12 protein-coding genes and 1 pseudogene are annotated in these 14162 nt (G+C 75.9%); 3 read left to right on the top strand and 10 right to left on the bottom strand.

What is annotated here, in order from left to right:
- Positions 1-70 precede the first annotated feature (70 nt).
- From hypE to ACFC02_RS38075, 7 genes are read right to left on the bottom strand one after another with little or no spacing between them, the layout of a single operon-like run.
- Positions 71-1147 carry a hydrogenase expression/formation protein HypE gene (gene hypE, locus ACFC02_RS38105; protein WP_376366875.1) on the bottom strand — a complete coding sequence of 359 codons (1077 nt, stop codon included), beginning with the start codon at positions 1145-1147 and terminating at the stop codon, positions 71-73.
- On the bottom strand, positions 1140-2282 hold the full coding sequence (gene hypD, locus ACFC02_RS38100; RefSeq protein ID WP_376366874.1) for a hydrogenase formation protein HypD: 1143 nt from the start codon (positions 2280-2282) through the stop codon (positions 1140-1142). Before hypD ends, hypE begins: the two co-directional genes overlap by 8 nt.
- Positions 2279-2617, bottom strand: coding sequence for a HypC/HybG/HupF family hydrogenase formation chaperone (locus tag ACFC02_RS38095; RefSeq protein ID WP_376366873.1), 339 nt, complete (start codon positions 2615-2617; stop codon positions 2279-2281). Before ACFC02_RS38095 ends, hypD begins: the two co-directional genes overlap by 4 nt.
- Positions 2618-2620: 3 nt before the next feature.
- Positions 2621-4981 (bottom strand): carbamoyltransferase HypF, encoded by a 2361-nt coding sequence (gene hypF, locus ACFC02_RS38090; RefSeq protein WP_376366872.1) that lies wholly within the window; start codon positions 4979-4981, stop codon positions 2621-2623.
- Complete coding sequence (hypB, locus tag ACFC02_RS38085; RefSeq protein WP_376366871.1) at positions 4978-5817, bottom strand: hydrogenase nickel incorporation protein HypB; 840 nt, start codon at positions 5815-5817, stop codon at positions 4978-4980. The genes hypF and hypB overlap by 4 nt, the downstream gene beginning before the upstream one ends.
- A 58-nt stretch (positions 5818-5875) precedes the next feature.
- Positions 5876-6475, bottom strand: a complete 600-nt coding sequence (locus tag ACFC02_RS38080) for a hydrogenase maturation protease (RefSeq protein WP_376366870.1) — start codon at positions 6473-6475, stop codon at positions 5876-5878.
- Complete coding sequence (locus ACFC02_RS38075; protein WP_376366869.1) at positions 6472-8181, bottom strand: hydrogenase maturation protein; 1710 nt, start codon at positions 8179-8181, stop codon at positions 6472-6474. Before ACFC02_RS38075 ends, ACFC02_RS38080 begins: the two co-directional genes overlap by 4 nt.
- A gap of 186 nt (positions 8182-8367) precedes the next feature.
- Between ACFC02_RS38075 and ACFC02_RS38070 the strand changes: the two genes are divergently transcribed.
- Entirely contained in the window at positions 8368-8754 is a 387-nt protein-coding gene (locus ACFC02_RS38070) for a transglycosylase family protein (RefSeq protein WP_376366868.1), read from the top strand.
- Positions 8755-8795: 41 nt separating this feature from the next.
- Here ACFC02_RS38070 and ACFC02_RS38065 read toward each other — a convergent pair.
- The 3 genes and pseudogenes from ACFC02_RS38065 to ACFC02_RS38055 form a co-directional block, all read right to left on the bottom strand.
- A pseudogene (locus ACFC02_RS38065) lies at positions 8796-8975 on the bottom strand (salicylaldehyde dehydrogenase); the annotation flags it as partial.
- Positions 8976-8992: 17 nt separating this feature from the next.
- The gene (locus ACFC02_RS38060; RefSeq protein ID WP_376366867.1) at positions 8993-9874 is read right to left on the bottom strand and encodes a diacylglycerol kinase family protein; all 882 of its coding nucleotides are present in this window, start codon (positions 9872-9874) and stop codon (positions 8993-8995) included.
- 119 nt (positions 9875-9993) lie between these two features.
- A complete protein-coding gene (locus ACFC02_RS38055) occupies positions 9994-11616 on the bottom strand; it encodes an FAD-binding oxidoreductase (protein ID WP_376366866.1) in 1623 nt (540 codons plus the stop codon).
- A gap of 197 nt (positions 11617-11813) precedes the next feature.
- On the opposite strand from ACFC02_RS38055, the gene ACFC02_RS38050 reads away from it, so the two are divergent.
- Positions 11814-12374 carry a TetR/AcrR family transcriptional regulator gene (locus ACFC02_RS38050; protein WP_376366876.1) on the top strand — a complete coding sequence of 187 codons (561 nt, stop codon included), beginning with the start codon at positions 11814-11816 and terminating at the stop codon, positions 12372-12374.
- Positions 12371-13987, top strand: a complete 1617-nt coding sequence (locus tag ACFC02_RS38045) for a glycerol-3-phosphate dehydrogenase/oxidase (protein ID WP_376366865.1) — start codon at positions 12371-12373, stop codon at positions 13985-13987. The genes ACFC02_RS38050 and ACFC02_RS38045 overlap by 4 nt, the downstream gene beginning before the upstream one ends.
- Positions 13988-14162: the final 175 nt, after the last annotated feature.

Genomic DNA, 14162 nt, shown 5'->3' with positions numbered 1-14162 from the left:
CGGGTTTTCCCACGGGGCGGGGGCCCGGTGGGGGCGGGGTCCCCGGGGGGGCCGCCGTCGTCGGGGCGGGTCAGCAGATGCGGGGCAGTTGTTCCCCCAGCGGCAGGTCGACGACCCGGGTGCCGCCGAGTCCGGTGGAGACGACGACCATGCCGGGGTGTTCGACGACGCACTCCCCGATGTGCGCGGCACCGGTGCCCTGCGGGTGGGCGCGCATCGCCGCCAGGACCGCCTCGGCCTCCGCGGCCGGTACGAAGGCGACCAGCCTGCCCTCGTTGGCGACGTACAGCGGGTCCAGGCCCAGGAATCCGCAGGCGTTGGCGACCGCGTCGGGGACGGGCAGGGCCCGCTCGCTCAGCCGGACACCGGTGCCGGAGGCGCGGGCGATCTCGTTGAGGGTGGCGCCGAGACCGCCGCGGGTGGGGTCGCGCAGCACGTGCACGTCGGGGGTGACGGCCAGCATGGCCGCGACCAGGTCCGCCAGGGGCGCGGTGTCGCTGGCGATCTCGACGCCGAACTCCAGACCCTCCCGGACGCTCATGATCGCCACGCCGTGCAGGCCGATCGGGCCGCTGACGAGGACCGCGTCGCCCGGCCGGGCGCGCTGCGGCCGGATGTCCACGCCCTCGGGCACCAGTCCGACCCCCGCCGTGGTGACGTACACGCCGTCGCCGTGCCCGGCCTCCACCACCTTGGTGTCGCCGGTGGCGATGGTGACGCCTGCCGTCTCGGCCGCGGCGCCCATGGCGCGGGCGATCCGGTCGACGACGGCCAGTTCGACCCCCTCCTCCAGGACGAACGCCGCCGACAGGTAGGCGGGGCGGGCGCCGCTCATCGCCAGGTCGTTGACGGTGCCGTTGACGGCCAGGTCGCCGAGGCTGCCGCCGGGGAAGAACAGCGGCCGCACGACGTAGGAGTCGGTGGAGAACGCCAGGCGCGCACCGCCGAGGTGGAGGACCGCCGAGTCGCCCATGGCGGCGAGGGTGGGGTTGCCGTAGGCCGGGGCGAAGACGTCCTGGATCAGTTCCGCGGACAGGGCGCCGCCCCCGCCGTGGCCCATCACCACGACGGGCTGGTCGCGCAGGGGGGCGGGGCAGGTCCAGTTCGCGGGGTCGACGGCCGCGTCCGGGCTCGCGAGGTCAGCCAACGGTGTTCAACTCCTCCTGCGGGGCGGGCGATCCCTGGGGGGTGGGGCCGTTCATCCGGCGGTACAGGTAGTAGGCCGCGCAGGCGCCCTCGCTGGAGACCATGGTGGCGCCCAGCGGGGTGCGCGGGGTGCAGGCGGTGCCGAACGCGGCGCACTCGGTGGGTTTGATCAGCCCCTGCAGCACCTCGCCGGCGCGGCACACGGCGGGTTCCTCGGTGCGGATGCCGGTGACGTCGAAGCGGTGCTCGGCGTCGTAGGCGCGGTAGGCGTCCGACAGCCGCCAGCCGCTGGCGGGGATGCGGCCGATGCCGCGCCAGGAGCGGTCGGCGACCTCGAAGACCTCCTGGAGCATCCGCAGGGCGGCCGGGTTGCCGCTCTCGCGCACCGCGCGCGGGTAGGCGTTGTCCACCCGGTGCTCGCCGCGCTCCAGTTGGTGGACGGTGCGCCGGATGCCCTCCAGGATGTCCAGGGGTTCGAAGCCGGTGACCACGATGGGGACGCGGTGCCGTTCGGCCAGCTCCGGGTACTCGTCGGTGCCCATGACGCTGCACACGTGCCCGGCGGCGAGGAAGCCCTGCACCCGGCAGGCCGGAGCCGTCATGATCGCGTCGATGGCCGGGGGGACCCGGACGTGGGAGACGAGCAGGCTGAAGTTGTCCAGGCCGAGGCGACGGGCCTGGTGCACGGCCATGGCGTTGGCGGGAGCGGTCGTCTCGAAGCCGATGGCGAAGAACACCACCTGCCGGTCCGGGTGCTGCCGGGCGAGCCGGAGCGCGTCGAGCGGCGAGTACACCACCCGTACGTCACCGCCCTCGCCCTTGACGCGGAACAGGTCCCGGTCGGTGCCGGGCACCCGCAGCATGTCCCCGAAGGAGCAGAAGATCACCTCGGGGCGAGCGGCGATGTCCAGCGCCTTGTCGATGACCTCGAGCGGGGTCACGCACACCGGGCATCCCGGCCCGTGGATCAATTCCACCTCTTGTGGGAGCAGTTGGTCGATGCCGTGCCGGATGATGGAGTGCGTCTGGCCGCCGCAGACCTCCATCAGCGCCCAGGGCCGGGTGACCGCCGAGCGGATCTCGTCCAGCAGCCGGCGGGCCAGGGCCGGGTCGTTGAACTCGTCGATGTACTTCATCGGGCCTCACTCCCGCTCTCGTCGCGCGCCGCCGGGGCCGCCAGGGCGGGCGGGGCCGGGCGTCCGGCCTGCTGCGCCGCCTGCTCCCAGGCGTCGCCGAACTCCTCCTCCAGCAGCCCCAGTTGTTCGAACAGCTCCAGGGACGCCCGGGCCGACTCCTCGTCCAGCCGTTGCAGGGCGAAGCCGACGTGGACGATGACGTACTCCCCCACCCGCAGGTCGGGCAGGTACTCCAGGCACACCTGTTTGCTCACCCCGCCGAAGTCGACCAGTCCGGTGAGCGGGTCGGCACGGTGGTCGATGGACACGACCTTGCCGGGCACTGCCAAGCACATGGGTCACTCCGTCTCGTCGCTGTCTGAGAGCCGCCCGGCGATCACGAGCTGCCCGAGGGCCAGTCCGCCGTCGTTCGGCGGGACCTCGCCGTGCCGCAGGACCGTGAAACCGTCGTCGGCCAGCAGTACGGCGCACTCCTCCTCCAGCAGCCCGTTGGCGAAGACGCCGCCGGTGAGGACGACGGTGGTCAGGCCGGTGGCGCGGCGGGCGCGCCGGCAGATCCGGGCGACGGCCCGCGCCGCCCCCCGGTGGAAACGCGCCGCGAGCACCGGCGCCGGGGTGCCGCGCCGCCGGTCGGCCAGGAGCGCCTCCAGCATGGGCGCCGGATCGCAGCCCACGGGCCCCGGTCCGGCGGTCAGCCCGAAGGGGTACGCCACCGCCTCCGCGTCGTGGGCCTCGGTGGCCGCCGCCTCCAGTTCCAGGGCGGCCTGGGCCTCGTGGGCCGCGCGGTGGCAGACGCCCGCCAGGGAGGACACGGCGTCGAAGAGGCGGCCCATGCTGGAGGTGGGTACACAGGCCAGGGCGCGTTCCAACTGCCGCCGCAGTACGGTCACTTCCTCGTCCGTGCAGGCGGCGACGCTGGGCAGGCCGGGCTCCCACGGCAGCCCCGCGGCCCACAGCCGGGCGAGCGCCAGGCGGCACGGGTTGGCGACGCCCGCGTCACCGCCGGGCAGCGGGGCGGGGGTCAGGTGGGCGAAGCGCCGGTAGCCCGCGTAGTCGGCGAGCAGGAACTCGCCGCCCCAGACGGTGCCGTCGTCGCCGTAGCCGGTGCCGTCGAAGGCGACGCCGATCACCGGCCTCGTACCGTCCAGGCCGTGCTCGGCCATCGCCGAGGCGATGTGCGCGTGATGGTGCTGGACGAACACCGGTCCCGACGAGCCGAGTCGGGCGGCGCGGCGCCGGGCCTGGCGCGCGGAGTGGTAGCCGGGGTGCCGGTCGGCGGCGACGAGCGCGGGGGTGACGCCGGTCAGGTCGAGCAGGTGCCGCTCGGCCTCGCGGGCGGCGCGCAGGGTGGCCAGGTCGCCCATGTCGCCGATGTGCGGGCCGAACCAGGCCTGGTCGCCCTCGCCGACGCAGAGGGCGTTCTTCAGGTCGCCGCCCACCGCGAGCGCGGGACGTACGGGGACGGGCAGCGCGAGCGGGCGGGGCACGTGGCCGCGGGAGCGGCGCAGCACCTGCTCGGTGCCGTCGGGGCGGACCCGCAGGAGCGAGTCGTCGCACGGGGAGGCGATGGGCCGGTCGTGCACGAGCCAGGCGTCGGCCAGTCCGGCCAGCCGGGTCAGCGCCTCCCCGTCGTCCGTGACGATGGGTTCGCCGGAACGGTTGCCACTGGTCATGACCAGGGCGCGGGGGCCGGGCGGGTCCCCCGGCAGGCCGAACAGCAGCGAGTGCACGGGGGTGTAGGGCAGCATCACGCCGACGTGCGGGCTGCCGGGGCACACGGCGTCGGCCAGGCGCAGCCCGTCGGGGCGGGCGCGCCGGCGCAGCAGGACGATGGGACGGAGGGGGCCGGTGAGGACGGCCCGTTCCCGGTCGGTCGGGGCGGCGATCCGCTCAGCGGTGGCCAGGTCCGCGCACATCACCGCGAACGCCTTGCCGCCGCGTTCCTTGCGGGCGCGCAGGGTGGCGACGGCGTGCGCGTCGGTGGCGTCGCAGGCCAGGTGGTAGCCGCCGACGCCCTTGACGGCGACGATCCGCCCGGCGGCGAGCAGGGTCCGGGCGCCGGCCAGTGCCTCGGCGTCCCGCGCCGGGCGCGGGCCGCCGCCGTCGGCGGGCACCAGGCGCAGCCGGGGCCCGCAGTCGTTGCAGGCGACGGGCTGGGCGTGGAAGCGCCGGTCGGCGGGGTCGGCGTACTCCCGCGCGCAGGCGGGGCACAGCGGGAAGCCGGCCATGGTGGTGGCGGCGCGGTCGTAGGGCATCGCGGTGGCGACGGTGAAGCGGGGACCGCAGTGGGTGCAGGTGATGAAGGGGTGCCGGTGGCGGCGGTCGGCCGGGTCGGCCAGTTCGCGCAGGCAGTCGGCGCAGGTCGCGGTGTCGGGCGGGAGCTGGGTGCGGCCTGCGGCCTGCTCGGTGGGGCGGATGGTGAACGGGTGGGTGGCGCCGGTGGCGGGGAGGTCCTCGTGGCCGATGCCGGTCACGGCGGCGAGCGGCGGGGGCTGCGCGGCCAGCCGTTCGCAGAACCGGCCCACGCCGTCCGCCGGTCCCTCGACCTCGATCAGCACGCCGCCCGCGGTGTTGCTCACGAACCCGGCCAGCGCCAGGTCGGCGGCGAGGCGGTGCACGTACGGACGGAAGCCCACGCCCTGCACCGTGCCGCGCACGGTGAGCCGGCGGCGCACCGTGCCGGTGGCGGGTGCGGTCATGAGGCCGGTGTGGTCGCCGGCCGGGGGCGGGCGTGCCCACCGGAGCGGTCCGGGGCCTGGGCGTGGTCGTCGTGCCCGTGCGAGTGGCCGTCGTGCCCGTGCGGGTGGTCGTGCTGTCCGTGTTCGTCGTCGTGGGTGTGGCTGTGCGGGTGCGGTGCGAGGGGCGGGCGGTGCGGTGGGGCCTGGTCGCGGACGGCGAGCGCGCGTTCCAGTACGGTGTCGACGCCGTCACCGGTGCGCGCACAGGTGCGTACGATCTCCACCCCGGGGTTGACCTGCTGCACGTTCGCGCGGAAGGCGGCCTCGTCGAAGCCGGCCGGCCCGGCCAGGTCCGTCTTGGTCAGGACGACCAGGTGGGCGGAGCCGAAGGCGGTGGGGTACTTCAGCGGTTTGTCCTCGCCCTCGGTCACCGCCATCAGCACGATCCGCAGGGTCTCGCCGAGGTCGTAGGAGGCCGGGCAGACGAGGTTGCCGACGTTCTCGACGAACAGCACCGCGGTCCGTGCGGGCAGCCAGCCCGTGAGCCGGCTGCGCACCTGGCGGGCTTCGAGGTGGCAGAGGCCGTCGGTGAGCACCTGTTGGACGGGCGCGCCGGAACGGGCGAGGCGGCGGGCGTCGTTCTCGGTCGCCAGGTCCGCCGTCAGCGCGGCCACCGGGATGTCGAGGGCGACCGCGCGGGCCAGCACCCGGCCGAGGAGTTCGGTCTTGCCGCTGCCGGGGCTGGACAGCAGGTTCACCGCGCTCACGCCCCGCCGGGCGAGGTCCTCGCGCAGGTCGCGGGCCAGGTGGCCGTTCTTGGAGAGGACGGCCTGCTCGACGTCGACGGACCGGCACATGGCGGTTCTCCTCACGGTGGGTTCAGGAGGGGGCCGCTCGCGCACAGCGACCGGCGCCTCACCGATCGTGGACGCCGTCGGCCGTCAGGTGCGGCAGCGCGGCCGTGCACGGTGTCCCGGATTGGTCCGGGCGGCTCAACAGCGGGGTGGCGGCGGGGTCGTCGAGCAGGAGGGGGGCGAGGGTGCGCAGGGCGTCCACCGCGGGGCCGACCGCCCGGCGCACGGGGTCGCTGAGTCCGGGCGCGATGTCCGCGTCGGTGCCGGTCCTGGCCGCGGGCTCGCAGGCGAGTACGAGGACGCGGGGAAGCGGCCCGTCGCCCAGGTGGGCGGCCAGGGCGAGCACCCTGGCCGGGTCCATGCCGTGCGCCTCGGGCGGGACGCCGTCCGTGGTGCGCTCGGGCGGGTCGGGCTCGATGAGGGACAGCGTGCCGGGCCGGTGTCCGCGCGGGGCGGCGTCGACGAGGACGGCGGTGTCGTAGCCGTCCAGGAGCGCGTAGGCGAGGTCGAGGCCGCGGATGCCGAAGTCCCGCGCCCGCACGCCGTCCGGCAGGGGCCGGGCGGCCAGGGCGCGCAGCACTTCGGGGCCGAAGGCGTCGTCGGCGAGGAAGATGTTGCCGACGCCCGCGATCAGCAGCCGGGCCGGGGGCGGCGCGGTCATCGCGTGCTCCCGCCGAACGGGTCGGCGGCCGGGGCGAGGGGGTGGGCGGTGCCGGAGGGCGTCTTGCGGACGAACGCCGAGCGCAGGGCGTGGTAGGAGGCCGCGGGGTCGAAGAAGATGGCGTGCATGCGGGCGAGTTCGGCGCGACGGTGCTCGCCCAGGGGCCGTACCGACTCGTCGCGGGCGCGCGCCGCCGCCTTGGCGGCGATCCGCCCGCCCAGGGCGGCCGTGCCGGCCAGTTCCGCCGCGAGACGGTCCACCTCGGTGGCGAACTCGGCCGCGCGGGCCGGGACGAGACGGTCCACCAGGCCGAGGCGGTGGGCGGTGGCGGCGCTCACCGGCAGGGCGTCGGTGGTCAGTTGCCCGGCGGTCCGCTCGCCGACGCGGCGCGGCAGGCTGTAGGTCCAGTACTCCGAGCCGTACAGGCCCATGCGGCGGTAGTGCGGGTTGAGGACGGTTCCGGTGCGGCACCAGACCTCGTCGGCGGCGAGCGCGAGCATGACGCCGCCGGCCGCGGCGTTGCCGCCGAGCGCGGCGACGACCAGCCGGTCGGTGGTCCGCAGTACGGCCTCGACCAGGTCGTTCATGGCGTTGAGGTTGGCCCAGGACTCGGCGCCCGGGTCGGGGGCGGCCTCGATGACGTTCAGGTGGATGCCGTTGGAGAAGAAGTCGCGGGCGCCGCCGAGGACCAGGACGGAGGTCGGGCGGGTCAGGGCGTGGCGGTAGGCGGCGAGCAGGCGCCGGCAGTGGTCGGTGCTCATGGCCCCGCCGGGGAAGGAGAAGCTCAGGAAGCCGGTGTCGCCCTGCTGCCGGTAGCGGATGTCGCTCCAGGTGTCGCGTCCGGCGGGCAGTTCGAGCGGGACGGGCTCCTCCCGGGGCGCGCCCGGGCCGAGCACGGCGGCGGCCGGGCGTTTGAAGGGCGCGGGGTCGCCGGAGTTCTTGCGGGGTCTGAGTTCCGGGATCCACACGGCGCCGTCCGCGGTGGCCCGGCACACCGCTCCGGCCCGGGTGGCGAGCAGGTCGCCGGGGCGCCCGCGCAGCCGGTCCTCGGGGTGGCCGCCGTGCAGGAAGACCTCGCGGCCGAGGATCTCGTCGAGCACGCCCGGCTGGGAGTCGGCGGCGCGGAGCTTGCGCAGCACGGTGGCGGTGCTGTCCCCGGCCCAGTCGATGCGCCGCCGGGCCTGGCGCAGCGGGTCGCGCCACACCACGCGTACCGAAGGGTCGTTCTGCGGCAGCGGTTTGAACGCACCCTCCTCGTAGCGCCGTACGGCCAGCAGTACGGCGGCCGCCGCCGCGTCGGAGGCCTCGTTGCGGTACAGGTCGCTCTTGCCCGTCCGCGCCGTGCGGAAGGGCGTCGACGCCCAGATGTCCCCGGCGTCCATGGCGGCCTCGGCCCGCAGGACGGTGACGCCCCAGTGCGGGGCCTCCTCCATGATCGCCCAGTCGAGGGAGGACGGACCGCGGTCCCCCGGCGGTCCCGGATGCACGATGAGGCAGGTGTGCTCCCGCCACAGGTCCTCGGGCAGTGCCGTCTTCAGCATCGGCGCGATGATCAGTTCCGGACGGGTGCGCGCCACGGCGGCGCGGACGGGGTCGGTGCCGTGCGAGGCGAGGACGACGTCCACGCGGTGTCCGTGGTCGGTGAGTTCGGCGTAGACGCGCTGGGTGAGGCTGTTGAACGCGCTCGCGACGAGCAAAATGTCCATGACATGGCATGATGTCCGTTCCATCGGTCACCAGGAAGGACCGCGACGGCGTTTCGCCCTGGCCGGCTTGCCCGCCTGCTCCGCCCGGTCCGCGCGCCAAGGGGTGGCGAAGCCTCTTGGGTGGTACCGGACGACACGCGGGCCGGATTTAACTACTTTCTGTTCATATGATGTAACAGTCTGCACATGAACTGGCAGCAGAACATCGACAGGGCCCCCGTCAGCCTTGACCGGGCCCCCGTCCCGCACCCTCGTCGTCGCGGACTGCGCGGGGCACTGCTGGTCGCGGTGACCGCCGCCGCACTGGCCGGCGGCCCCCCGGCCGCGGCGGCGCCGACCGGCGCCCGCACCGCCGACTGGGACGCCATCGCCGCGTGCGAGTCCAGCGGCAACTGGCGGGCGAACACCGGCAACGGCTACTACGGCGGACTGCAGTTCGCCCAGTCCAGCTGGATCGCGGCCGGCGGTCTGAAGTACGCGCGCCGGGCGGACCTGGCCAGCCGCAGGGAGCAGATCGCCGTGGCCAGGCGGCTCGCCGCCCTCCAGGGGATGTCGGCCTGGGGCTGCGCCTGACGGCGGCCCGTCAGGCGGCAGCCGGACCGCCGGAAGGGCCGTCAGGAGGGTTGGCGCGCCTGCTGGGTGGCGATGGTCACCCGGCAGGTGTCCGAGAATGCCTCGATGCCCCACCGGCCGCCGGAACGCCCGTCCCCGGAGGCCGTCACCCCGCCGGACGGCGCGTTGGGCGCGTCGGCCACGGACTGGTCGTCGACGTGCACGGACCGATGACGGGCTCGGGTATGGGGCGCGCCGGTCAGCAGAGCACGGCCAGGGCGCCCGGCAGGACCCGGGCCGTGACGGGGAGGGCCGCGTCGACCTCGCCGTCGGCGCCGTAGGGGATGTCGCGGTCGGCCTCGACGCGGATCTCCCGGCCGCGCAGGATCCGGACCTCGGGCCGCCCGGTGTGGCCGCCGGACTTCAGCTCGTTCATGAGCGTGAAGAAGAGGCGCCGGGGAGCGGCACGGATCAGGACCACGTCGAGCAGGCCGTCGTCGACGCGGGCGCCGGGCGCGATCATCCGGCCGGAACCGTAGTAGGCGGAGTTGGCGGCCACCACGGTGTAGCCGCGGTGGATGTGCTCCTCGCCGTCGACGGTGACGCGGTAGGTCGCGGTGCGCCAAGTGGCGACGGCCCGCAGCCCCCCGGCGTAGTACGAGGCGGCGCCGCGCAGCAGCCGGGCCTGGTTGGCGTGCCGGTTGGCGAGCGCGTCGACGCCCGCGTACACGCTGCCGAGGACGACGGTACGGGGGTGGACCGCCGACTCCACCTCGATGGTGTCGACGCGGTGCGGGGCGTGGTGGAGGAGCACTCGGGCCAGTCCGGCCGGGTCGGCGGGCAGGTCGAGCGCCCGGGCGAAGTCGTTGCCGCGGCCGGCCGGCACCAGGCCGAAGAGGGTCCCGGTGCCGCTGAGCGCGCCGCCGACGCCGCCCGCGATGCCGTCGCCGCCGACGGCGAGGACCACCCGGCCGCGCTCCCCGGCCCGCCGGGCGAGGTCCCGGGCGTGGGCGAGGCTGCGGCTGTACTCGGTCTCGAGGCCGGCGCCCGCTTCCCTCAGCAGCCTGCCCACCCGCAGCAGCGCCGCGGCGCCGGCGGAGCCGCCCGCGGTCGGGTTGACGATGGCGGTGAACTGACGCATCGATGGGCCTCCGGGCGGAGTGAGGACGCGGACGGGGAGGGAGAGCGGGGAGAGCGGGGACGGGGAGGGCTTCTCCACGGGCCGGTCGGCCTGGGGTCCCGGGGACGCGAGCCCGGGCGTCAGGCACCCGGGGGCGGGTCCTGGGGCAGCAGTACGCCGGGGTTGAGCAGACCGGCCGGGTCGAGGCGCCGCTTGACGGCCCGCAGGGCCTCGACGCCGAGCGGTCCGGCCTCCCGGACGTACGCGTCGCGGTGGTCGGTGCCCACGCCGTGGTGGTGGCTGATGGTGCCGCCCGCCGCGAGGATCGCCTCGCCCGCGGCGCGCTTGGCGGGCGCCCAGTGCGCCACGGGGTCCTTCCCCTGCGCGCTGACCACGGTGAAGTAGAGCGAGGCGCCGTTCTCGTAGACGTGCGAGATGTGGCACATGACCAGCGGCGGGGTGCCCGCCTCGGTGAGCGCCGCGGTGAGCGCGTCGCGGACGGCGGCGTAGAGGTCGGGCACGCGCGACCAGAAGGCGGCGGTCTCCAGGGTCTCCGCGAAGGCGCCCACGTCCAGGAGCGCGTCGCGCAGGTACGGAGCCGAGTAGCGGCCGTGGGCCCAGCGCTCGCCCGGTTCCTCGCCGAGCGGGGTGCCGCCGCACTCGCGCAGCACGGCCGCGGCCCGCTCCCTGCGGTGGGCGACGTCCTCGGCGGTGCCCTCGAAGCCTGCGATGGCCTGGCAGCCGGCGGACGCCTCGGCGAACGAGGCGCCGATCGCGTCCGGCTGGGCCAGGCCGACCAGTGTCTCGGTCTCGTCGGACAGCCGCAGCACGGTCGGCCGCGGGCCGTCCTGGGCGAGCCGGCGCAGCGCGTTCGTGCCCTCCTCGAAGGAGGCGAACCGCCACCCTTCGTAGAGACGGGTCCGTGGCAGCGGGCGCAGGCGCACGGTCACGGCGGTGATGACGCCGAACGCGCCCTCGGAGCCGAGGACGAGCTGGCGCAGGTCGGGTCCCGCGGCCGAGCGCGGGGCGCGACCGGTCTCCAGGGTGCCCTCGGGTGTGGCGAGGGTGAGGCCGAGCACCATCTCGTCGAAGCGGCCGTAACCCGCGGAGGCCTGGCCGCTGGAGCGGGCGGCGGCGAACCCGCCGATGGTGGCCCACTCGTAGGACTGCGGGAAGTGGCCGAGGGTGAAGCCGTGCTCGGCGAGCAGGGCCTCGGCGTGCGGGGCGCGCAGGCCGGGCTGGAGGGTGGCGGTCCGCGAGACGGGGTCGAGGGCGAGCAGGCGGTCCATGCGGCGCAGGTCCAGCGCGACGAAGGGGCGCGGGCCGGACGCCCCGTGCTCGGGGGCGAGTCCGCCGACGACGGACGTGCCGCCACCGAAGGGCACGAGGGCCAGGTCATGGGCGGCACAGGCGCGCAGGACGGCGAGCACCTCGTCGTGACCGGCGGGGAGCACCACGGCGGCCGGGAGGTCGGTGAGGTCGCCGCCGCGGATCCGGAGCAGGTCGGGGGTGGACTTGCCGCGGGTGTGGCGGATGCGCGCCTCGGCGTCGGTGCGGACGTACGGCTCGCCGCCGACGGCCTTTGCCAGGGCCCGGTGGGCGGCGGCGGTCAGCGGGGAGTCGGGGACGCTCAGCTCTTCCAGGGCGACCGGTGCGGCGGCGCCCGGCCGGACGCCGAGCAGGTCGCGCAGCAGCCCGGTCACCGGGGCGGGCAGCGGTGCGGCCTCGGCCGGGTCGCCCCAGCCGCTCCACAGCATGTCCATGGGTTGTTCCTCACCGGTCGGATCGAAGGGGCGTTACACTGTTACACATGACGCCTATTCGTCACAACGGTTCGGAGAGCGGGACCGGAAGCGGGAGCGGGAGCGGCAAGGACGCCTCGGGCGGCGAGGGTTCCGGGGCGGGCTCCGGAGCGGCGGGTGCCTCGGCCGCGGGTTCCGCCTCGCCGTCCGGTGATCCCGTGCTCGACGCCGTGCGCGACTGCGTCCTGGCCGTCGGGGTGCGTCGTACGACCCTGACGGACGTGGCCCGGCGCGCGGGGGTCTCCCGGATGACCCTCTACCGGCGCTGGCCGGACGTCCGCTCCCTGGTGGGCGACCTGATGACCCGCGAGTGGATCGGCGTGGCCACCGGCGCGATGCCCGAGCCGCGGCCCGGTACGGCCACCCGCACCCTGATCGTCGACGGACTGGTGGCGGGGGTGGCCGCGTTCCGGGCGCACCCCCTCTTCCGGAAGATCGTCGACGTGGACCCCGAGTTGCTGCTCCCCTACGTGCTCGACCGGCGGGGGGCCAGCCAGGACGCGCTGCTCGAACTGGTCACCGACGCCCTGCGCGAGGGCCACGCCGACGGGTCGGTGCGCCGCGGCCACCCCGCGCGGCAGGCGCGGTCGCTGCTGCTGGTCGTCCAGTCCTTCACGCTGTCGCTGCGCACGATGACCGACGAGGACGATCCCGAGCTGAGCGCGCAGGCGTTCCTCGGGGAACTGCGGACCCTTCTGGAGAGGACCCTGACGCCATGAGCCCCGCCCGCTCCCGCACCGGCCCCGCACAACCCGCCGGGGCGGCCGGCCCCCCTGCCGATTCCTCGCTCAGTGCCGCCCGGCGGACGCGCGAACTGGCCCTGACCGTGGGCGGTCCGGCCGTGGACGTCCTGGTGGTGGGGCTGGGCGCCACCGGCGCGGGCGTGGCGCTGGACGCCGCGGCCCGCGGGCTGTCCGTCGCCGCGATCGACGCCCACGACCTGGCCTTCGGCACCTCGCGCTGGAGTTCCAAACTCGTGCACGGCGGACTGCGCTACCTCGCCTCCGCGCAGCTCGACGTCGCCCACGAGAGCGCGGTGGAACGCGGGGTGCTGATGGAGCGCACCGCGCCTCATCTGGTCGGCGCCCAGCCGTTCGTCCTGCCGCTGACGCCCTTGGTGTCCCGGGGCCAGGCCGCCCTGGCCTGGGCGGGCCTGCGCGCGGGCGACGGCCTGCGCCTGGCCGCGCGCACCGCCCGCGCCACCCTTCCGGCGCCGCGCCGGATGTCCGCCGTTCAGACCCGCCACCTCGCGCCCGCGCTGCGCGCCACCGGGCTCCGCGGCGGCCTGCTGTCCTGGGACGGGCGGCTCGGCGACGACGCCCGTCTGGTCACCGCCGTCGCCCGTACGGCGGCGGCGCGCGGGGCGCGGATCCTGACCCGTGTGCGGGCCCTGGAACTCACCGCGTCCGGCGCCCGCGTACGGGACGAACTCAGCGGCGAGGAAGGGGAGATACGCGCCCGCGCCGTGATCAACGCCGCCGGCGTGTGGGCGGGCAGCCTGGTCGACGGCATCCGGATCCGGCCCTCCCGCGGCACCCACCTCGTGCTGCGCGCCGAGCGTCTGGGTCCGCTGCCCGCCGGGCTGCACATCCCGGTGCCGGGTGAGACCAACCGCTTCGTCCTCGTCCTGCCCCAGGGCGACGGCCGGGTCTACGTCGGGCTCACCGACGAGCCCGTCGACGGTGGGATCCCGGACGTTCCCGAGGTCCCGGAGGCGGACATCGGTTTCCTGCTGGACGTCCTCGGCTCCGCGCTGGAGGCGCCGGTCGGCCGCGCGGACGTGGTGGGGGCCTTCGCCGGGCTGCGGCCACTCCTCGACACCGGCCCGGGGGACGGGTCCGGCGCGACGCCCCGCACCGCCGACGTCTCGCGCAGGCACGCGGTGCTCACCTCGCCGGAGGGCGTGATCACCGTGGTCGGCGGCAAGCTCACCACCTACCGCCGGATGGCCGAGGACGCCGTCGACGCCGCCGTGGTCGCGCGCCGGCTGGCGGCGGGGCCTTCCCCGACGGCCACGCTCCCCCTCGTCGGGGCCGCCTCGCCCCGCGTTCTCGCCGCTCTCCCGGCGCCGCGCCGCCTGGTGTGCCGCTACGGCACCGAGGCACCGGCCGTGCACGCCCTGGGCGCGGCCGACCCGGCGCTGCGCGAAGCCGTACTGGAGGGCCACCCGGTCACCCGCGCCGAACTGGTGTGGGCCGTGCGCCATGAGGGGGCGCTCGACGAGGCCGATCTGCTCGACCGGCGCACGCGGATCGGGCTGGTCCCGGCCGACCGGGCCGCGGCGCTGCCCACGGCCCGGAGCGCGGTGGGCGAGGCGCTGGGGTTCCGGTGAGGGCACGGTCCCAGGGCCTCGGCGAGGGGACGAGAGGGGCAGGACAGCCGGGCTGTTGCCGAGCGCCCCTCCCCTCGGTGAACCGCAGGGAGCCGCGGCGGCGGTGACCGTGGACGGCGGCGCTGCCGCCGGGCGGCCCGGTCGCGCCGGCCCCGCCGCCCGCCCAGGCCGTGCG

This window comes from Streptomyces sp. NPDC056160 (genome assembly GCF_042268205.1).
In the GTDB taxonomy this organism is placed as follows: Bacteria; Actinomycetota; Actinomycetes; order Streptomycetales; family Streptomycetaceae; genus Streptomyces.
The sequence above is the reverse complement of the archived record's forward strand: the minus strand, read 5'-3'. Positions and strand labels throughout refer to the sequence as shown.